At 73.2% G+C, this 19,773-nt stretch carries 18 protein-coding genes; 3 read left to right on the forward strand and 15 right to left on the reverse strand.

Annotation, left to right across the window (positions count from 1 at the left end):
• Positions 1-11: 11 nt before the first annotated feature.
• From ACFVSN_RS33600 to ACFVSN_RS33635, 8 genes are read right to left on the reverse strand one after another with little or no spacing between them, the layout of a single operon-like run.
• Positions 12-2,087, reverse strand: a complete 2,076-nt coding sequence (locus ACFVSN_RS33600; RefSeq protein ID WP_387957344.1) for an NADH-quinone oxidoreductase subunit L — start codon at positions 2,085-2,087, stop codon at positions 12-14.
• On the reverse strand, positions 2,084-2,455 hold the full coding sequence (gene nuoK / locus ACFVSN_RS33605) for an NADH-quinone oxidoreductase subunit NuoK (protein ID WP_329930390.1): 372 nt from the start codon (positions 2,453-2,455) through the stop codon (positions 2,084-2,086). Before nuoK ends, ACFVSN_RS33600 begins: the two co-directional genes overlap by 4 nt.
• Positions 2,455-3,147 (reverse strand): NADH-quinone oxidoreductase subunit J, encoded by a 693-nt coding sequence (locus ACFVSN_RS33610; RefSeq protein WP_380497366.1) that lies wholly within the window; start codon positions 3,145-3,147, stop codon positions 2,455-2,457. Before ACFVSN_RS33610 ends, nuoK begins: the two co-directional genes overlap by 1 nt.
• Entirely contained in the window at positions 3,144-3,707 is a 564-nt protein-coding gene (locus ACFVSN_RS33615) for a NuoI/complex I 23 kDa subunit family protein (RefSeq protein ID WP_380444764.1), read from the reverse strand. Before ACFVSN_RS33615 ends, ACFVSN_RS33610 begins: the two co-directional genes overlap by 4 nt.
• Positions 3,704-4,663 carry an NADH-quinone oxidoreductase subunit NuoH gene (gene nuoH / locus ACFVSN_RS33620; RefSeq protein ID WP_380444763.1) on the reverse strand — a complete coding sequence of 320 codons (960 nt, stop codon included), beginning with the start codon at positions 4,661-4,663 and terminating at the stop codon, positions 3,704-3,706. The genes ACFVSN_RS33615 and nuoH overlap by 4 nt, the downstream gene beginning before the upstream one ends.
• Entirely contained in the window at positions 4,660-5,766 is a 1,107-nt protein-coding gene (locus ACFVSN_RS33625) for an NADH-quinone oxidoreductase subunit C (RefSeq protein WP_387957346.1), read from the reverse strand. Before ACFVSN_RS33625 ends, nuoH begins: the two co-directional genes overlap by 4 nt.
• Positions 5,763-6,452, reverse strand: a complete 690-nt coding sequence (locus tag ACFVSN_RS33630; protein WP_380508493.1) for an NADH-quinone oxidoreductase subunit B — start codon at positions 6,450-6,452, stop codon at positions 5,763-5,765. Before ACFVSN_RS33630 ends, ACFVSN_RS33625 begins: the two co-directional genes overlap by 4 nt.
• The gene (locus tag ACFVSN_RS33635) at positions 6,443-6,859 is read right to left on the reverse strand and encodes an NADH-quinone oxidoreductase subunit A (RefSeq protein ID WP_380444760.1); all 417 of its coding nucleotides are present in this window, start codon (positions 6,857-6,859) and stop codon (positions 6,443-6,445) included. Before ACFVSN_RS33635 ends, ACFVSN_RS33630 begins: the two co-directional genes overlap by 10 nt.
• A 370-nt stretch (positions 6,860-7,229) precedes the next feature.
• Between ACFVSN_RS33635 and ACFVSN_RS33640 the strand changes: the two genes are divergently transcribed.
• Entirely contained in the window at positions 7,230-8,399 is a 1,170-nt protein-coding gene (locus tag ACFVSN_RS33640) for a sensor histidine kinase (RefSeq protein ID WP_387957431.1), read from the forward strand.
• 151 nt (positions 8,400-8,550) lie between these two features.
• Here ACFVSN_RS33640 and ACFVSN_RS33645 read toward each other — a convergent pair whose 3' ends face one another.
• Complete coding sequence (locus ACFVSN_RS33645) at positions 8,551-9,651, reverse strand: S1C family serine protease (RefSeq protein ID WP_387957433.1); 1,101 nt, start codon at positions 9,649-9,651, stop codon at positions 8,551-8,553.
• A gap of 209 nt (positions 9,652-9,860) precedes the next feature.
• Between ACFVSN_RS33645 and galE the strand changes: the two genes are divergently transcribed.
• Complete coding sequence (gene galE, locus ACFVSN_RS33650) at positions 9,861-10,850, forward strand: UDP-glucose 4-epimerase GalE (protein ID WP_380508488.1); 990 nt, start codon at positions 9,861-9,863, stop codon at positions 10,848-10,850.
• On the opposite strand, the gene ACFVSN_RS33655 is transcribed toward galE, so the two are convergent.
• Positions 10,847-13,315, reverse strand: coding sequence for a PQQ-binding-like beta-propeller repeat protein (locus tag ACFVSN_RS33655; RefSeq protein WP_387599020.1), 2,469 nt, complete (start codon positions 13,313-13,315; stop codon positions 10,847-10,849). The genes galE and ACFVSN_RS33655 overlap by 4 nt on opposite strands.
• Positions 13,316-13,740: 425 nt before the next feature.
• On the opposite strand from ACFVSN_RS33655, the gene ACFVSN_RS33660 reads away from it, so the two are divergent.
• Complete coding sequence (locus ACFVSN_RS33660) at positions 13,741-14,388, forward strand: TetR family transcriptional regulator (protein ID WP_359964992.1); 648 nt, start codon at positions 13,741-13,743, stop codon at positions 14,386-14,388.
• Between the two features lie 207 nt (positions 14,389-14,595).
• Here the strand turns inward: ACFVSN_RS33660 and ACFVSN_RS33665 are convergent, their stop codons facing one another.
• The 5 genes from ACFVSN_RS33665 to ACFVSN_RS33685 form a co-directional block, all read right to left on the reverse strand.
• Positions 14,596-15,540: a beta-ketoacyl-ACP synthase III gene (locus ACFVSN_RS33665; RefSeq protein WP_387599023.1), complete on the reverse strand. Its 945-nt coding sequence runs from the start codon at positions 15,538-15,540 to the stop codon at positions 14,596-14,598.
• A 143-nt stretch (positions 15,541-15,683) separates the two neighbouring features.
• Complete coding sequence (locus tag ACFVSN_RS33670) at positions 15,684-16,964, reverse strand: L,D-transpeptidase family protein (RefSeq protein WP_387957348.1); 1,281 nt, start codon at positions 16,962-16,964, stop codon at positions 15,684-15,686.
• A 137-nt stretch (positions 16,965-17,101) separates the two neighbouring features.
• The gene (gene mqnE / locus ACFVSN_RS33675) at positions 17,102-18,265 is read right to left on the reverse strand and encodes an aminofutalosine synthase MqnE (RefSeq protein WP_380444753.1); all 1,164 of its coding nucleotides are present in this window, start codon (positions 18,263-18,265) and stop codon (positions 17,102-17,104) included.
• Positions 18,266-18,316: 51 nt separating this feature from the next.
• Complete coding sequence (locus tag ACFVSN_RS33680; protein ID WP_380497359.1) at positions 18,317-19,279, reverse strand: threonine/serine dehydratase; 963 nt, start codon at positions 19,277-19,279, stop codon at positions 18,317-18,319.
• Positions 19,280-19,283: 4 nt separating this feature from the next.
• Positions 19,284-19,742, reverse strand: coding sequence for an Lrp/AsnC family transcriptional regulator (locus ACFVSN_RS33685; protein WP_329930404.1), 459 nt, complete (start codon positions 19,740-19,742; stop codon positions 19,284-19,286).
• Positions 19,743-19,773 lie beyond the last annotated feature (31 nt).

A 19,773-nucleotide genomic window follows, 5' to 3' on the forward strand; every position in this document is an offset into this window, starting at 1 on the left:
AACGGCATCCGCTACACCGCCACCAGGACGGCCAGCAGGACGACGCCGGCGAGCAGCGCGCTGAGGTAGGTCTGCGCGTTGCCGGTCTGCGCGAGCCGGACGGCCCGGCCGAGCAGGTTGGCACCGATCCCGCTGCCCTGCACGTAGCCCTCGACGACCTCGCGGTCGAGGAAGCGGACCAGCCGGGCAGCGGCGGCCACCGGGCGGACGAACAGCGCGGCGTAGAGCCGGTCGACGCCGAAGCCGTGCCGGGCCGGGCCGAACAGCGGGCCGAGCAGGGTGCGCCCGGGGTCGGCGACCAGCACCTCGGTGGCCAGTACCTCGGCGGCCGGGGCCCCGGCCTGCTCGGGCACCCGGCCGGCCGGGGCGGGGCGGCCCGCGCCGAGCCGGGCGGTGGCCGAGCGCCAGGCGCCGTACGCCAGCAGCGCGCCCGCCACGGCGAGCCCGGTGCCGGTGACGGCGGTGACGCCGGAGGGGCGCAGCGAGCCGCCGTCAAGCAGGGCGGGCAGCCAGTCGGAGCGCAGCCCGGCGATGCCGAAGGCCATGGTCGGGACGGCCAGCACCCACAGCGGCCAGCGCATCGCGTGCGGCTCGGCGGTGGCCGGGTCGGCCTCGTCGAGCTCGGGCGAGTAGGGCGCGTCGGCCTCGTGGTCGGCCACGACGGTGGCCCGGTCGGCGACGGCGGGGGCCACCACCTCGGGGGCCGCCGCGGCGGCACCGGCCGGGCTGTGGAACGCGAGCAGGAAGAGCCGGGTGGCGTAGGCGGCGGTGAGCAGCGCGGTCAGCGCCGCCGAGACCAGCACGATCCACCCGGCGGTCTGCGGCACGGCCGAGGCGGGGCCGAGACCGTTGGTCATCGCCTCGCCGTTGGCGGCGTGCTCGGCGGCGCCGAGGACCGCCTCCTTGCTGAAGAAGCCGGAGAACGGCGGCAGCCCGGTCAGCGCGACCAGGCCGATGCCCATCGTCCAGTAGGCGTCCGGCACCCGCTTGCGCAGCCCGGGGATCCGGGACATCGCGGAGATCGAGTTGGTGTGCGCGGCGTGGATCACCACGCCGGCGGCCAGGAACAGCAGCGCCTTGAAGGCGCCGTGGCTGACCAGGTGGAACACCGAGGCCTCGCGGTCGCCGCTGGCCAGCGCCCCGGCCATGTAGCCGAGCTGGCCGACGGTCGAGTAGGCGAGCACCCGCTTGAGGTCGTCCTGCGCGAGCGCGCACAGCGCCGAGCCGATCATCGTCACGGCGGCCATGACGGCGAGCACGACGAGCGCCGCGCCCGAGAGCAGGAACACCGGCAGCAGCCGGGCGACGAGGTAGATGCCGGCCGCGACCATGGTGGCGGCGTGGATCAGCGCGGAGACCGGCGTCGGGCCGGCCATCGCGTCCGGGAGCCAGGTGTGCAGCGGGAACTGCGCGCTCTTGCCGGCGACCCCGGCGAGCAGCAGCAGCGCGATCAGCGTCGGGTGGCCGAGCTTCCCGTCGGTGGCGGCGGCCAGCACGTCCGGGATCCGGAAGCTGTGGGCGTCGGCGCCGAGCAGGAAGATCCCGAACAGGAACGGCACGTCGCCGAGCTTGGTGACCAGGAAGGCCTTCAGCGAGGCCGAGCGGGCGTCCGCGCTCTCCCAGTGGTGGCCGATCAGGAAGTACGAGCAGATGCCCATGACCTCCCAGCCGACCAGCAGCACGACCAGGTCGCCCGAGTACACGACGAGGAACATCGCCGCGGTGAAGAGCGAGACCAGCGCCGCGTACGAGGGGTAGCGCGGGTCCTCCTTCAGGTACGCGGTCGAGTAGACCTGGACGCACGTGGCGACCAGACCGACCAGCACGGAGATCAGCGAGCTGAAGCCGTCCAGGTGGAGGGCGAGCGCGATGTCCGGGCCGCCGGTCGGGGTCAGCCGGGTGGCGGCGTCGAGCGCCTGGCCGGTGCCGAGCTGGAGCGCGACCACGAGGGCGAGCACGGCCGAGGCGGCGACCGGGACGATGGCGAGCGGCCGGGCCAGGCCGGGGGCCTTCTTCCCGGCGGCCAGGGTGGCGGCGGCGCCGAGCGCGGGCAGCGCGGGGACGAGGACGGGCAGGGCGAGGTTCATGCGGTGGCCTGGCCCTTCAGCGCCCCGGCGCCGGCCGGCGCCTCCTCGGCGAGCGTCTCGGCCGGGTCGCCGAGCGCGGTGGCCCGGTCGATGTCCGCGGTGCCCCTGGCCCGGAACAGCAGCAGGACGATGGCGAGCCCGAGGCCGATCTCGGCGGCGGCGATCGTGATGGTGAACAGCGTCAGCGCCTGGCCGGCGTGCAGGGAGTCGCGCAGCCAGGCGTCGAAGGCGACGAGGTTCAGGTTGACGGCGTTGAGCATCAGCTCGACGGAGATCAGGACGAGGACGGCGTTGCGCCGGGCGAGCACGCCGTACACGCCGACGCTGAACAGCAGCGCGGCGAGGACGACGGGGTAGGCGAGGTGCATCAGCTCTCCTCCGTCACGGGCGGGGCGGCGGCCTCCGGAGCGGTGCGCGGAGCGGTCGCGGCGACGGTCCCGTTGGACCCGACCGGCCGCCCGGTGCGCAGCCGGCCGGCCCGCGGCGGCGGCACCCGGCGCTTCGAGCCGCGCGACAGCACGATCGCGCCGACGAGTGCCGCCAGCAGCAGCACGGACAGCGCCTCGAAGGGCAGGACCCACGTGCGGAACAGGCTCGCCCCGGTGACGGCGGCCGATCCGCCGCCACCCCCGAGGTCGATCCAGGAGGTGCGGAAGGCGTCCACGACCAGGGTCACGAGCGTTCCGGCGGAGGCCAGCGCGACCGCCAGGGCGACCCAGCGGTTCTTCGAGTCGGCGTCCGGCGAGCGCCCGATCGGCGCCTTCGTGAGCATCAGCCCGAACAGCACCAGGACGATCACCGAGCCGAGGTAGATCAGCACCTGCACCCAGGCGATGAACTCGGCGGTGAGCAGCAGGAACTCGATCGCGAGCCCGCCGAGCGCGACCACCAGCCACAGCGCGGCGTGCACCAGCTGCTTGGTGCTCACGGCGACGACGGCCGAGCCGAGCACGGTGATGCCGACCAGCAGGAAGACGATCTCCACGCCGGTCGGCGACAGGAACGAACGGGAGGCCGGCGCCAGCGGGCCGGTCGCCGCGAGCAGGGCAAGAGCAGTCACTCGGTCTCACCCTTCTCCTCGGGGGCGACGGCCGCCGCGGCGGCCGCGGCCAGCTTGTCCGCCGCCTTGCGCGCGGTGGCGATCTCCTTGGGCTCCTCGGCCGCCGGGTCCAGCGCCGGCGGCGCCGGGACGGTCCACATCCACTCACGGAGCCGGTCCCGTTCGTGGGTCAGCTCCAGGATGTCCGTCTCGGCGTACTCGAACTCCGGCGACCAGAACAGCGCGTCGAACGGGCACACCTCGATGCAGATCCCGCAGTACATGCAGAGCGAGAAGTCGATCGCGAAGCGGTCCAGCACGTTGCGGGTGCGGGCGCGCGCGTTCGGGTCGGCGGCCGGCAGCGTCTCCTTGTGGGAGTCGATGTAGATGCACCAGTCCGGGCATTCGCGCGCGCAGAGCATGCACACCGTGCAGTTCTCCTCCAGCAGCGCGATGACGCCGCGCGAGCGCGGCGGCAGCACCGGCTGCACGTCGGGGTACTGCGCGGTGACGGTCTTCTTCGTCATCGTCCGCAGAGTCACGGCCAGCCCCTTGGCGAGGCCGGCACCCGGGAAACTCATGAGATCGCCACCTTGATGATGCCGGTGAGGGCGAGCTGGACGAGGGCGAGCGGGATCAGCACGGTCCACGCGAAGCGCATCAGCTGGTCCTCGCGCAGGCGCGGGTACGTCACCCGCAGCCAGATCACCACGAAGGCCAGCGCGAAGGTCTTCAGCAGGGTCCAGAGCCAGCCGAGCTGGTCCGGCATCGGGCCGTGCCAGCCGCCGAGGAACAGCACGGCGGTCAGCCCGGACACCACGAGGATGCCCACGTACTCGGAGAGCAGGAACAGGGCGAAGCGCAGGCCGGTGTACTCGGTGTACGCGCCGAAGATGATCTCCGAGTCGGCCACCGGCATGTCGAACGGCGGGCGCTGGAGCTCGGCCAGACCGGCCGTGAAGAACACGAACGCGCCGATGAGCTGCCACGGGAGCCAGTACCACTGCCAGGAGTCCACGATCCCGGGCAGCGACAGCGTGCCGGCGGCCATCGCCACCGAGGCCGCCGCCAGCACCATCGGCAGCTCGTAGGACATCAGCTGGGCGGCCGTGCGCAGGCCGCCGAGCAGCGAGAACTTGTTCGCCGACGCCCAGCCGGCCATCAGCTTGCCGATCACGCCGACGCCCATCACGGCCAGCACGAAGAACAGCCCAGCGTCGACCGCCTGGCCGACGAAGCCGTCCGGGCCGACCGGGATCGCCAGCAGCACGAAGAGGTACGGCAGCAGCGAGACGGCGGGCGCCAGCTGGAAGATCCGGCGGTCCGCCCCGGCGGGGACGATGTCCTCCTTCTGCGCGAACTTCACGCCGTCGGCGACGAGCTGCGCCCAGCCGTGGAAGCCGCCGGCGTACATCGGGCCGAGCCGGCCCTGCATGTGCGCCATGACCTTGTGCTCCGTCTGGCCGATGATCAGCGGGACGGTGAGGAAGACGACGAGCGTGGCGACGCAGCGCAGCACCGTGTCGAGCAGGTTCACGTGCCGTCTCCGTCCTGGCCGGCCGGGCGGGCCGACGGGTCGTCCTTCTTCTCCGCCGGGGCCTCGGCGGGTTCCGCCGCCGGCCCCTCCGCAGGTTCCTCGGCAGGCTTCGCGTCGTGGGCGGGCACCGGGTTGTGCCAGGGCGCGTCCGACGACTGCGTCCGCGTGGGGGCGGGACGCTCGGCCTTGGGCTCGTCAGCGGCCTTCGGCGCGTCGGCGCCGGGCGCTTCGACCGGCTGGCTGACCGAACCGTCCGACACCGACCGGGTCCGTCGCGGCCGGTCCGCCCGCACGGCCGGAGCCTCACCGGCAGCGCCCTCGGCGACGGCGCCCTCGGCAGCCTCGGCTCCCGCCTGGCTCGCCGAACCGTCCGACACCGACCGGGTCCGCCGGGGCCGGTCCGCCCGCACCGCCGGAGCCTCACCGGCGGCACCGGCAGCACCGGCAGCACCCGCAGCCGCCGCGGCGGCCCGTGGAGTGCGCGCCGCCGCGCCCGCCGCCCGCGCACCACGCGCGGGCCGCTCGGCGACCGGCGGCAGGGTGCCCTTGAGCGGGCCCCACTCGTTCGGGTCCGGCACGCCGGCCGGCTGCATCTTGCGCCGCGCCGGCCCGTCGCCGTGGTCGGACTCGCCCGGCTCCTTGGCGCCCGGCCAGGCCTTGGCGACGCGGGCCGCGAGCACGAACTCCTTGCGCAGCGGGTGTCCCTCGAAGCCGTCCGGCAGCAGCAGGGTGACGAGGTGCGGGTGCCCGGGGAAGTCGATGCCGAACATCTCGTGGGTCTCGCGCTCGTGCCACGCGGCGCCGGCGTACACCGACACGGCCGTCGGCAGGGCGGCCTTGTCCCGCGGCACCCGGGTGCGCAGCGCGAGGTGGCGCACCGCGTGTCCCTCGGCCGAGGCCAGGTGGGCGACCACGGAGAAGCCGTCGGCGAGCTCGTCGACGGCGCTCAGCCAGTCGAAGAAGCCCAGGCCGAGCCCGTCACGGGCGGCGGTGAGCGCCTCGATCCAGTGCTCGGCGGGCACGTCGACGGTGATCAGCCCGTACGCCTCGGCGCCAGTCGCCCACTCCCCGACCGACGCCGCGTACTGCTCTGCCGTGGTCACGAGACCCCTCCCTCTGCCGAAGAGCCCGAAGACCCCGAAGGCTCCGCAGAGCCCGAAGAGCCCGAGGAGCCCGCGGGCCCCGCCACCAGCGGACGCCGCAGCGCCGACGCGGGCGCGGCGTAGCGGGCGGGCAGCGACTCGGCGGCGATCTTCTCCTGCAGCTTGAGGATGCCCTGGAGCAGCGCCTCGGGCCGCGGCGGGCAGCCGGGCACGTAGACGTCGACCGGGATGATCTGGTCGACGCCCTTGGTCACCGAGTACGAGTCCCAGTACGGACCGCCGGAGTTGGAGCAGGCGCCGAAGGAGATGACGTACTTCGGCTCGGGCATCTGCTCGTAGAGGCGCTTGACGGCGGGCGCCATCTTGTCCGTCACCGTCCCCGAGACGATCATCAGATCGGCCTGCCGGGGGCCGGGCGCGAACGGGATGACACCCATCCGGATGAAGTCGTGCTTGGCCATGGACGCCGCGATGAACTCGATCGCGCAGCAGGCCAGCCCGAAGTTGAAGCACCAGAGGCTGTAGCGGCGGCCCCAGTTGAGCACGACCTTGACCGGGTCCGGCGCGAGCCGGGCCAGCGGGCCGATGCTCCGGCGCTCGACGGCGCCGGGGCGCGACGGGTCCGGGAGGCCGAGCGGGACCGGTCCGCCCGGCGCGGCGTGCGAGTGGTTGTGGGTCATGTCCATTCCAGAACGCCCTTCTTCCAGGCGTAGAGCAGCCCGACCGCGAGGAAGCCGATGAAGAGGAACATCTCGATCAGCGTCCCGGCCCCGTACCCGGCGGTGGCGAACACGGTCGCCCACGGGAACAGGTAGATCGCGTCGACCGCGAAGATCACGTACAGGAAGGCGTACACGTAGTAGCGGATCTGGGTGTGCGCCCAGTCCTCGCCCACCGGGTCCACGCCGCACTCGTAGGCCAGGAGCTTCTCCGGCGAGTACACCACCGGACGCAGCAGCCGGTTGGCGGTGAACGCGACGGTCACGAACAGCACGCCGATGACGGCGAGCAGTCCCATCGCCGCGTACGCGTCGAAGTAGCCGCTGCCGACCGCCGGGTCGGCCGCGACGGCAGCCGCTTGCCGCCACTCCATGCCTTCGCCCTCCACTCGGCCGTGAACCGCCCCTCAAGGCAGTTCTACGTCGCTTCTTTACACGGTCATAACCATGGCCAATGCGTGAGTCTAAGGGGACGGCTCCGCTCCACCCGAACCCAGCCCGCTCCGCAAGACGTCACGTGGACAACCGGTGGACACCCCCGTACCGCCCGGAGCCGTCCGGAGAGGGACGGGGAGGGGCCGGCAGGGGTGGGGATAACCCCCGGCCCAGGAGATGTATCACCCCCATGGCACCACCCGCCCCGTGTTCGGGAAGCTTGGACCACTAGAGCGAGAGGGAGGGTGGATCCTGATGAAGCCCCTGACCCGGCGCGCCGTGGCGGCCGTCAAGGAGCAGGACGCGCGGATGGAGCGCGGCCCGCTGTACGGCGCCCGGATGTGGCGACAGGCCGGGCAGTTGATGCTGAACCTGCCACTGGGCATCGGCGGGTTCGTCTTCGCGGCGGTGATGCTGTCGGTCGGCCTCGGGCTGTCCGTGACGGTGATCGGCCTGCCGGTGCTGGCCGCCGGGCTGGCCGGCTGCCGCGGTCTGGGCGCGCTGGCCCGGCGCCGGGCGCGGTCGGCGCACGGTTCGGAGATCAGCGAGCCGGAGCCGGTGGTCCGGCGCCGCCCGGGCGTCACCGGCTTCGCCATCGCCAACCTGACCGACCTGCTGAACTGGCGCTCGGCGCTGTACAACGTACTGCTGCTGCCGTGGGGCATCCTGAGCTTCACCGTCACCCTGGTCAGCGTCGTCGTGCTGTGGCCGGTGCTGCCGTGGGTGATCCGCGCCGAGGCGGCGGTGGACCGGATCCTGGTCGAGGCGCTGCTGTTCCCCGGTGCCCTGTCCGAGCGGGTGCGCGAGCTGGAGGAGGACCGCGGCACGGTGGTCGACACCGCCGCCGCCGACCTGCGCCGGATCGAGCGCGACCTGCACGACGGCGCCCAGGCCCGCCTGGTCGCGCTGGCGATGGACCTCGGCATGGCCAAGGAGCGGCTGCGCGAGGTGGAGACTCCGGCGGACATGGCCGCCGCGGCGTCGATGGTCGACAACGCGCACGGCGAGGTGAAGCTGGCCCTGAAGGAGCTGCGCGACCTGGCCCGCGGCATCCACCCGGCGGTGCTCACCGACCGCGGCCTGGACGCGGCGCTGTCCTCGGTGGCCGCCCGCTGCACCGTCCCCGGCGGGGTCCGGGTGAACGTCGAGCTGCGCGGCCCCGACGGCGTGGCCGAGCGCCCGGACTCGGCGGTCGAGGGCATCGCCTACTTCACGGTCAGCGAGCTGCTGACGAACGTCTCCAAGCACTCCGGCGCGCGGAGCGCCTCGGTGGAGGTCTGGCGCTCCGACGACCAGCTGATGCTGCTGGTCCAGGACGACGGCCGGGGCGGCGCGAGCGCCTACCCGGGCGGCGGCCTGGCCGGGCTGGCCGAGCGGGTCCAGGCGGTGGACGGGGTGTTCCTGGTGGAGAGCCCGGAGGGCGGCCCGACCACCGTCACCGTCGAGCTGCCCTGGCACACCCGGGCCGCCCGCCACTGAGCACCCGGACACACGAAGGCGCCGGCGCCCCGCCGAGGCAGTGACGGGGCGCCGGCGCCGCTCCGGTGCGGCGCGGCCGGACCGCGGAACCCTTGCGCGGTCGTGCGGCCCGGCCGGTGGCCGTACCGGGGTCCGGGGGGCCGGTGCGGCCCTAGGAGGTCGTCTCCAGCGTGCCGAGGGTGACGTCGGCGGTCTGCGCCTTGCCGTCCCGGGTGTACGTCACGGTGGCCTTGCTGCCCGGCGTGAGCGAGGCGAGGGCCGTGGTCAGGGCGTTCAGCGAGTCGACCGCGGCGTCGCCGATCTTGGTGATGACGTCCCCGGGCTGGAGCCCCGCCGAGGCGGCCGGGCCGCCTGCGGTGACCGAGACGATCACCGCGCCGGCCGGCTGGAACTGCTGGTTGAAGCTGGTCCGGGCGGTGACGCCGAGCGCGGCCCGGCCGGAGTTGGTCACCTTGCCCTGCTTGATCAGCTGGTCGGTGATGTTGGTGATGGTGGACGCCGGGATCGCGAAGCCGATGCCGGGCGCGGCGGCGCCGTTGGCCTGCGGCTCGGTGGCCGCGAGGGTGTTGATGCCGATCACCTGGCTGTCCAGGTTGACCAGCGCGCCGCCGCTGTTGCCCGGGTTGATCGCGGCCGAGGTCTGCACCATGTTGCCGATCGTCGCGCCCGGCGATCCGCCGCCCCTGGGCTCGGAGACGGTCCGCCCGGTGGCCGAGACGATGCCCTGGGTGACGCTGCTGGAGAGCCCGAGCGGGCTGCCCATGGCGAGCGTGATCTGGCCCAGCTGGACCTTGCCCGAGTCCCCGAAGGTGGCGGGCTTGAGGCCGCTCGGCGGGCTGCTCAGCTTGATCACCGCGAGGTCGGAGTCGGGGTAGCTGCCGACCAGAGCGGCGTCCAGGGACTTGGTGCTGTTGGCCAGGGTGACGGTGAAGGTGGTGGCGGACCCGACCACGTGGGCGTTGGTGACGATGTCGCCCTTGTCGTCGTAGACGATCCCCGAGCCGAGGCTGTCGCCGGTGGTGATCTGCACCACGGACGGCAGGACGTCGGCGATGACCTTCTGGTAGGCGTCCTGGAGCTGGTTGCCGGTCATGGGCGGGGCCGAGGAGCCCGACGCGGCCGGTGACGGGGCCGCGGAGGACGAGGCCTGGCCCGGGGCCGAAGACTTGGCCGACGACGACGAACCGCTGCTGCACCCGGTCAGCGCCAGCGCGGCGGCCGCCAGGACGGCGACCGCACCGGGGGCGCGCAGCCACCCGCGGAACGCCTTGGGGCCGGTAGGCCGCGGACCGGCCGGGAGGGGACGGTTGTGTTCCTTCTTTCGGCTCACCTTGGCTGCCTCCGATTCGTCACCAGGCCGAGAGCACAGAAATCTTTGTCAGCATTTCACCGATTTGTCCGAATTGCTGGCTGGACTCGCCCGGCCACACCGGTCAAAACGGGACGGCCTAGGATCGGAGCATGACCTGGTTGATCACTGGCGGTGCCGGATACATCGGCGGGCACGTGGTCCGTCAGCTGCTCGACGCGGGCGAGAGCGTGGCCGTCCTGGACGACCTCAGCACCGGCGATCCGAGCCGGCTGCCGGCCGACGTCGCGCTCGTCAAGGGCTCCACGCTGGACCGCGCCGTCGTGTCCGCCGCCATCCGCGAGCACGCGGTGACGGGGATCCTGCACTTCGCCGCGAAGAAGCAGGTGGGCGAGTCGGTCGAGCGCCCGTTCCTCTACTACCGCGAGAACATGCTCGGCCTGCAGACCGTCCTGGAGGCCGCCGCCGACGAGGGCGTGCGGCGCTTCCTGTTCTCCTCCTCGGCCGCCGTCTACGGCATGCCGGACGTCGACCTGGTCACCGAGGCCACCCCCTGCGCGCCGATGAACCCGTACGGCGAGACCAAGCTGGCCGGCGAGTGGCTGGTCGCCGCCGCCGGGCGGGCGCACGGCATGTCGACGATCTCGCTGCGGTACTTCAACGTGGCCGGCTCCGGCACGCCGGAGCTGGCCGACACCGGGGTCTTCAACCTCGTCCCGATGGTCTTCGAGCGCCTCACCACCGGCCGGGCGCCGCGCGTCTTCGGCGCGGACTACCCCACCCCGGACGGCACCTGCGTGCGCGACTACATCCACGTGGCCGACGTCGCGTCGGCCCACGTCGCGGCCGCCCGCCGGCTCGCCGCCGACCCGCCGGGCGACACCGCGCTGGTGCTCAACATCGGCCGCGGCGAGGGCGTCAGCGTCCGCGAGATGCTCGCCCTGATCGGCGAGGTCACCGGGCGGGACACCACCCCGGAGGTGACCCCGCGCCGCCCCGGCGACCCGGCCCGGGTGGTGGCCTCCGCCGACCTGATCGGCCGCGAGCTGGGCTGGCACGCCCGGTACGACGTCGCCGAGATGGTCGCCTCCGCGTGGGAGGGCTGGTGCCACCACCACCCGGAGGCCCGCGACAAGCGTTAGCGGGCGGGCACCGCCGTGCCGTAGAAGGCGTCCAGCGCGTACACGCAGCGGTCCTTGGAGCCGACGAACACCCGGCCGCCGACCGCCACCGGGGAGCCGGTCAGCTCGCCCTTGGTGCCGAGCTCCCAGCGCAGCTGACCGCTCGCCAGGTCCACCGTGTGCAGCGAGTGGTCCCGGCTGCCGAGGTGGACCAGGCCGTCCGCGACCGCCGGGGAGCCGACGATCTCGCCGCGCGCGGTGTAGCGCCAGCGCTCCCGGCCGGTGGCCGCCTCGAAGGCGTACAGCACCTCGCCGCTGCCGACCAGCACCATGCCCTCGCCGACCACGACCGGCTCGGCGCCCTGGCGGCCGCCCGTGGCACCGCGCCAGCGGTCCCGGCCGGTGGCCGCGTCGAGCGCGTACACGGTGCCCAGGTAGTCGGCGACGTAGACGGCGTCCGCGTCCAGCGCGGGCGGGGTGAAGAGCACCACCGGCGCCTCGAAGCGCCACCGCTCGGCGCCGCTCGCCGCGTCCAGGGCGTACACCCGGGTGCCGGCCGTCACGTACAGCACGCCGCCGCGCTCGACGGGGTGCGACGGGACGTCCTCGCCGACCGGGAAGGACCAGCGCAGGCCCGCGCCGCGCGGGTCGACGCAGCGCAGCCGCCCGGCGCCGTAGTAGTACGCGGCGCCGGCCACCAGGACGGGCCCGGACTGCGGGTTCTCGTAGTCCTGCTGGGCGTCGTCGGCGCGCCACAGCTCGGCGCCGGTGGCGGCCGAACGCAGCTGGACGCCGCCGCCGCGCACGCCGCAGCACAGCACGCCGTCGGCGGCGGACAGCGAGTAGACCCAGCCGTCCAGCGAGGTGCGCCAGCGCTCGGTGCCGTCCGCGACGTCCACGGTGTACAGGTGCGGTCCGTCGGCCGCGTGCACCCGGCCGGCGTCCACGGCGAGCGCCCAGGCCACGTCCCGGGTCTTGTAGCGGCGCTGGCCGGAGGCGATGTCCAGCGCGTGCACCTCGAAGCTGGAGACGAACAGGGTGCCGTCGGCGACCACCGGGGTGCCCCAGACGTCGTTGGACATCCGGAACCGCCAGGGCCGCCAGCGCGGCGCCGGAGCCGGGGGCTGGACGGGCGCCGGGAGGGGCGTCCGGGCCGGCGGCGGGGTCGCCCGGCGCACCCACTCGGTCTCGGCCGGCGTGGCACCGGGGCCGGTCTGCTCGTGCTCGGCCCGCGGACCGGGGCCTATCCGCACGGACGCGCCGGGCAGCCGCACCTCGGCGCCGCCGCCGTCGGTGGGCGCCCGGTGCTTGTTGGGCGAGCGGATCTTCTCGGTGGCGATCTCGGCCTCGGACGCCTGGCCCGGCCGGACGTGCACCGGACCGAGCGGCGGCGGGGCGTGGCCGCCCGGGTGCTGGGTGCGCGGGTCCTCGACGCCGGGACGCTGCGTCGGCACGTTCTGGTGCGGCACGCTCTGGTGCGGGACGGGCCCCGGCGGGACGGGGGCCGGCGCCTCGGCCGGGTGCAGCGGCCCGGCGCCCTGCGGGGTCACGGGCGGCGCGGGAGGTGCCGGGGGTGCGGGCGGCGCGGCGGGCTGGCGCCGGCCGCGCTTGCGCTCGATCAGCTCCAGCGCGTTGGCCGGGAGCCAGTCCCCGGCCTCGCCGGAGGCGTCGTCCCGGGAGAACAGGTGCGGGGCCAGTTCGGTCTGGATCTGCGCCGGGGTGGGCCGGTGCTCGGGCGAGGGCCGCATGCAGGCGCGGACCAGGTCCATCAGCTCGACCGGCATCCCCGAGTAGTCGGGCTGCTCGCGCAGGAGCTGGAACACCGTCTCGACCGGGTTCGAGCCGCGGAAGGGCGGGTGCCCGGTGGCGCAGAAGACCATCAGCGAGCCGAGCGAGAAGATGTCGCTGGCGCCCTGGACGGTCCGGCTGTCGCGGGCCTGCTCGGGCGACATGTAGGCGGGGGTGCCGACCGCGACGTTGGTCATGGTGAGCCGGGTGCTGGACACCCCGGCGGCGATGCCGAAGTCGATCACCTTCGGGCCGTCCTCGACCACCAGGACGTTCGAGGGCTTCAGGTCGCGGTGGATCAGCCCGGCGGCGTGGATGGACTGCAGCGCCTCGGCTATGCCGGCGACCAGCCAGCGGGTGGCGTCCACCGGCAGCGGGCCGCACTCCTCGACCAGGTCCTCCAGGGAGGGCGCCGGGATGTAGGCGGTCGCCAGCCAGGGCACGCGCGCGTCGGCGTCGGCGTCCACGACGGCCGCCGTGTAGAAGCCGCCGACCGTCTTGGCCGCGGCGATCTCCCGCGCGAAGCGGACCCGGAACAGCTCGTCCTCGGCCAGCTCCCCCCGGACGGTCTTGATGGCCACGCGCCGGCCGGAGGCGGAACGTGCCAGGTAGACCAGGCCCATCCCGCCCGCGCCGAGCCGCCCCAGCACCTCGAAGGGCCCGATCCGCCTCGGATCGTGCGCCGTCAGCTGGTCCACTCCGCTGCCACCTCCCCGTCCAGGCACCCGCCGCGTGGTGCCGGACCCGATTCTCCATGGCCGCCCGGCCCATCTCCAACCTCCCCCGCCCAGGAGCGCCGGGGGCCGCACGGACGGCACCGCCAGGTCAGTGGTCGCGGAACGGCCGGATTCTGACGCCCGCTCCGGCGGGGGCTTGCGCCCGGGCCGTCCGACGGGCTCACCGACCGCACGTCGTCCACGCCGGGTTTCCGTCACGCTCTGTCACCCGACCACCCCTCAGCGGACTCGCCGTCACGCTGTGAGATCGAAAGCACACGGGGGGGCTACATCGGGATGCGGTGAATATCCGTCCGAAGTGGTTCATGCCCCTATAGGAACCCCCGAGCGGAGTAATAGTCGCATCACCGAATCGCGCCAAGATCGTGCCACGGTAAGCTGACGGCATGACAGGACAAGTTCGCACCGTCGACGGTCGCGTCGCCGGGCGACGCGGACAGGAGACGCGGCAGAAGCTGCTCGACTGCCTCCGCGAGATGCTCAGCACGTCGCCCTATCGGGACGTCAAGGTCATCGACGTCGCCCGTATGGCGGGTACCTCCCCCGCGACCTTCTACCAGTACTTCCCGGATGTCGAGGGCGCTGTCCTCGAAATCGCCGAGGAAATGGCCAAGGACGCCGACACCCTCAAAGAGCTGGTGGCCGGAAAGTCCTGGGCAGGGAAGTCCGGACCGACCACTTCGGAAGAACTGGTCGACGGATTCCTCGCCTTCTGGCGCAAGAACGACGCCATTCTCCGAGTGGTCACGCTCGGTGCCGCCGAAGGGGACAAGCGGTTCTTCAAGATCCGCATGACCGTCCTCAACGCGGTCGCCAAGCCGCTCGCGGATGCCGTCCGGGAACTCCAGGCGAAGGGACAGGCCGACAAGTCACTCGATCCCAACGCCGTCTCCGGGGCCCTGGTCTCGCTGCTCGCCTCGGCGGCAGAGCACCAGAAGGCCTTCACCTCCTGGGGCGTCAAGGTCAAGGACCTCAAGCCCAACCTCGCTCCCCTGGTGTACCTGGGCGTCACCGGCAAGAAGGCGCCCAAGTAGACCATCCGCTCATCCGACCATCCGCCCGCGCGCAGCCCCGGCCTCCTGTCCGGGGAACGACGGACGGCGGCCGTGTCCTCGGGGGAGGTCCGCCGACGTACCGCAGCGCGCCAGGGCCAGACATGCCGGTGGGCGGGCACCCCTCACACAGGGTGCCCGCCCACCGGCATGTTCCGCGTCAGGCGCCGGGACGGCGCCGGGGCCGCCTCAGGGGCAGCGGACCACCTGGCCGGCGTAGGCCAGACCGCCGCCGAAGCCGAACAGCAGGACCGGGTCGCCGGGCGACAGCTCGCCGCGCTCGACCAGCTTGGAGAAGGCCAGCGGGATCGACGCGGCCGAGGTGTTGCCGGACTCCACGACGTCCCTGGCCACCACCGCGTCGGTGACGCCGAGCTTGTTGGCGATCGCGTCGATGATCCGCAGGTTCGCCTGGTGCGGCACGAAGCCCTTCAGCTCGGACGGGTCGATCCCGGCCCGCTCGCAGGCCTGCCGGGCGAGCGGGGCGAGCTGGGTGGTGGCCCAGCGGAAGACCGACTGGCCCTGCTGGCTGATCACCGGGTCCCAGCCGGTGATCACCACGGCGTCGCCCTTCTCCGGCTCGGAGCCCCAGACCACCGGGCCGATGCCCGGCTCGGCGCCGTCCTCCTGGGCCTCGACGACCGCGGCGCCGGCGCCGTCGCCGAAGATCACGCAGGTCGAGCGGTCGGTCCAGTCGAGGGTGTCGGACATCCGCTCGGCGCCGATCACCAGCGCCCGGCGGGCCGCGCCGGCCCGGATCGCGTGGTCGGCGGTGGCCAGCGCGTACGAGAAGCCGGAGCAGACCGTGTTGATGTCGTAGGCGGCGGGCGCCCGGACGCCGAGCCGGGCGGCCACGGCGGCGGCCGTGTTGGGGCTGCGCTCGACGGCGGTGCAGGTGGCGACCACGACGAGGTCGATCTCGTCGGCGGTGCGGCCGCTGCGGGCCAGCGCCTTCTGGGCCGCCTCGGTGGCCATGTCGACCAGGGTCTCGCCCTCGGCGATGTGCCGGGTCCTGATCCCCACCCGGGCACGGATCCACTCGTCGGTCGTGTCGACGAGCATGGCCAGGTCGTCGTTGGAGAGGACCTTGGGGGGCTGGTAGTGACCGAGTGCCACGATGCGCGAACCGCTCATGCTGCCATGCAACCGGGTTACCCGCTGGTCAGCCGGGCACCATCGGCTACAGGATCCGCCCCCGTGAACTGTAGGTAGCCGACAAGGGGCGTTGCGGCACTTGGGGTTCCGCTTGGCCCGCGGCCGGATCGTCCGGTCCGGGGTCAGGCCGCCAGCGAGGTCGCGTCGCCCATCACGATGACCGGGTGGGCGGCCGGATCCAGGGTGCGGATGAGCTGCGCCATCTTGTCCTCGGGGATGGAGACGCAGCCGTGGGTGGGGCCGTCGTGGTCGACGTGGAGCCAGATGCCGCCGCCCTTGGACTTGCCGTCGGGGCGGCGCGGGTCGAGCGGGGAGGAGCCGGGGACCCGGTTGTAGTTGATCGCCACGACGTAGTCGAAGGAGCCGGCCAGCTGGTCGCCGAAGAAGCCCGTCCCGGAGACCACGAAGCTCGGGTCCTTGTCGTACGGGAGCTTGCTGCCGGGGTCGGCGTTGCGGCCGCCGGCGTCGGTCAGCGAGAAGACGCCGATCGGGCTGCGCAGGTCGCCCTCGTTGTGGCCGGTGGTCCAGCCGTTCTTGCCGTTGTGGCCCTGCCAGGTCTCGCCGGGCAGCCAGCGGCCCTCCGGGGTCCGGGTCCACAGCGTGACGCTGTTCTTGTCGGTGTCCTTGCCCTGGCCGGTGGCCACCACGACCTGGTTGGTCTGCGCGGGTATCCGGGCCGTGAAGGACGCGCCGAGGCCGGGTATCGCGGCCACCGAGCCGTCGTCGCGGGTCTCGCTCCGGCCGGCCACGGCGGCCTGGTTCTGCCGGTCCGCGGCGGCCTGGGCGGCGGCGGCCGGGGCGGGCCGGTCGGACGTGCTGACGCCCTCCGGGCCGGGGCCGTCGGCGGTGGTGACGCCGGGCTTGGCGGTGTCCTGGCCGACGGTGTACCAGCCCGCGGCGGCCGCGACCAGCAGCGCGGTGCCGGCCATCACGGCCTTGCCGTGACTCTTCTTCTTCGCCTTGCGGCGGCGGCCCCGGGCGGCCGTCCTGGCGCCCACGGCGGGGGTGGCGGCGGCCTGCGGCGCGGGCTCGGACAGGTAGACCGGCTCGGGCTCGTACGGCGGCTCCGGCGCGTACAGCGGCTCGGGCGTGTAAAGCGGCTCGGGCTCGTAAAGCGACGACGCCGCCTCGTACAGCGGCTCGGGCTCGTACAGCGGCTCCGGAGCCTCGTAGGCCTCCGGTGCCTGCGCGTACGGCTGGAACGATTCGTCGTACGCGGCGAAGTACCCGTCAGCCGGCTGCGCGTACGGCTGGTACTGGCCGTACGGGGCCTCGTGGACGGGCTCCTGGTACGGCTCGTAGGAGCCGTACGACGGCTCGTGCGGCTGCTGCGGCACGCCGTGCGCCGGCTCCTGCATCGGCTCGTACGGCGGGTACGCGGTGGCGCGATGTGAACCGGACATGGGGCCGATCCTGCCAAACGGCGTACCCGTTGGTAAACCCGGGGCGTTGTACGGGAGCTGTGAAGACGCCCGTCCCCCGGGCCGGCGGTGCGGCCCGGGGGACGGGAACGTGCAGGTGGGAGCGCGACGGGCGCAGCTCAGAGGCGCATCGCCTGCGGGGTCTCGCGGAGCGTCAGGTCGGGGCCCTCGTACTCGCGGATGACCTCGTAGCGGGTGTTGCGCTCGACCGGGCGGAAGCCGGCGTCGCGGATCAGGCCGAGCAGGTCGTCGCGGCCGAGCTTGTTCGGGGTGCCGAAGTTGTCCGCGTCGTGGGTGATCTTGTACTCGACCACCGAGCCGTCCATGTCGTCCGCGCCGTGGCTGAGCGCCAGCTGGGCGGTGGTGACGCCGTGCATCACCCAGAAGACCTTGACGTGCGGGACGTTGTCGAAGAGCAGCCGGGACACGGCGAAGGTCTTCAGCGCCTCGGCGCCGGTGGCCATCTCGGTGCGCGCCATCAGGCGGTTGCGCACGACGCCGTCCTTGGAGTCGTGGAAGTCGTGCTGGTAGCGCAGCGGGATGAAGACCTGGAAGCCGCCGGTCTCGTCCTGCAGCTCGCGCAGCCGCAGCACGTGGTCGACGCGGTGGCGGGGCTCCTCGATGTGCCCGTACAGCATGGTGCAGGGCGTCTTGAGGCCCTTGGAGTGCGCCAGCCGGTGGATCCGCGACCAGTCCTCCCAGTGGGTGTCGTGGTCGACGATGTGCCGGCGGACCTCCCAGTCGAAGATCTCCGCGCCGCCACCGGTCAGCGACTCCAGGCCGGCGTCGATCAGCTCGTCGAGGATCTCGTCCGCGGACAGGCCGCTGATCTTCTCGAACCAGTGGATCTCGGTGGCGGTGAAGGCCTTCAGCGAGACGTTCGGCAGGGCCGCCTTCAGCTCCCGCAGCGAGCGCGGGTAGTAGCGCCAGGGCAGGGTCGGGTGCAGGCCGTTGACGATGTGCAGCTCGGTGAGGGACTCGACCTCCATCGCCTTGGCGAGGCGGACGGCCTCCTCGATGCGCATCGTGTACGCGTCCTTCTCGCCCGGCTTGCGCTGGAACGAGCAGTAGGCGCAGGACGCGCTGCACACGTTGGTCATGTTGAGGTGGCGGTTGACGTTGAAGTGGACGACGTCGCCGTTCTTCCGCGTCCGCACGTGGTGCGCCAGGCCGCCCAGCCAGGCCAGGTCGTCGCTCTCGTAGAGCGCGATCCCGTCCTCGCGGGTCAGCCGCTCACCCGCGTAGACCTTCGCCTCCAGCTCGCGCTTGAGCCCTGCGTCCATGCGGTGACCCGCCTCCTCCGACTTCGATTCCTTGCCGGAACGAGCGTACGCCTATGCCGAGAGCAGCTCCGCGAGCAGTGCCGGTTCGATGTTCCCGCCGCTCACGACGGCCGCGACCGACCGGCCGCCGGTCTGCTCCGCGCGGTGGAAGTACGCGGCCGGGGCGACCGCGCCGGAGGGTTCGGCGACGAGGCGGCCGCGGCGGGCGAGCAGGGCGACGGTGGCCCGGATCTCGTCCTCCGTGACGGTGACGATGTCGTCCACGTAGGCGGTCAGGTGCTCGTACGGGAGCACCCCGACGGACGGGGTGCGCAGGCCGTCCGCGATGGTGCGGTAGGTGTCGGCGACCGGCCACTCGACCCGGCGGCCGGTGCGCAGGCTCTCCCGCGCGTCCGCCGCGAGCTCCGGCTCGACGCCGACCACCCGGATCTCCGGGCGGGTGAGCTTGAGCGCGGCCGCCGTCCCGCCGATCAGGCCGCCGCCGCTGACCGGCACCAGGACGGTGTCCAGTCCGGCCGGGGCGTCCTCGGCGATCTCCAGGCCGACCGTGCCCTGGCCCGCGATGATGTACGGGTCGTCGTACGGCGGCACCCACACGTAGCCGTGCCGCTCGGCCAGTTCGCCGGGCAGGGTGTCCCGCTCCCCCGGCGGCACGAGGATCACCTCGGCGCCGAACCCGCGGGTGGCCTCCACCTTGACGGCGGGCGAGGTGTCCGGCATGACGATGACGGCCTTGATCCCCAGCAGCCCGGCCGCGTACGCGACCGCCTGCGCGTGGTTGCCGCTCGACTGCGCGACCACCCCGCGGGCCCGCTCGTCGTCGGTGAGCACGGCCAGCCGGTTGTAGGCGCCGCGGGTCTTGAAGGCACCGGTCGGCTGGAGGTTCTCCGGCTTCAGCCAGAGGCGGCGCTCGCCCTCGGCCGCCCACGGGGCGGGGACCAGCGGGGTGCGCACCGCGACCCCCGCGATCCGCTCCCGGGCCGCGTGCAGCTCCTCCAGACCGACCAGTGCCATGACGTCACTCTCCTTCGGGAGGGAGATCGCTCACCCGGTTCTCCCACTTGGTGGAGAGTACGACGGTGGTGCGGGTGCGGGCCACGCCCTTCGTGCCCGAGATCCGCTTCACCACGGACTCCAGGCCGGCCACGTCGGCCACCCGGACCTTGAGCATGTAGGAGTCGTCACCCGCGATGAACCAGCAGTCCTCGACCTCGTTGAGGTCCTTCAGCCGGAACGCGACGTCCTCGTGGTCGGCCGCGTCGGTCAGCTGGAGACCGATCAGGGCCGTGACGCCGAAGCCGAGCGAGGCCGGGTTGACCGTCGCGCGGTAGCCGGTGATGACACCGGCCTGCTCCAGGCGGTTGATGCGGTCCGTGACGCTCGGGCCGGAGAGTCCGACCAGCCGGCCCAGCTCGGCGTAGGACGCACGGCCGTTCTCCCGGAGCGCCTGGATGAGCTGTCTGTCCACCGTGTCCATATACCGTCCGCGTCCTTCCGAACCTCACCAG

Origin of the sequence: Kitasatospora sp. NPDC057904, from assembly GCF_042887925.1 — a bacterium.
Classification (GTDB): domain Bacteria; phylum Actinomycetota; class Actinomycetes; order Streptomycetales; family Streptomycetaceae; genus Kitasatospora.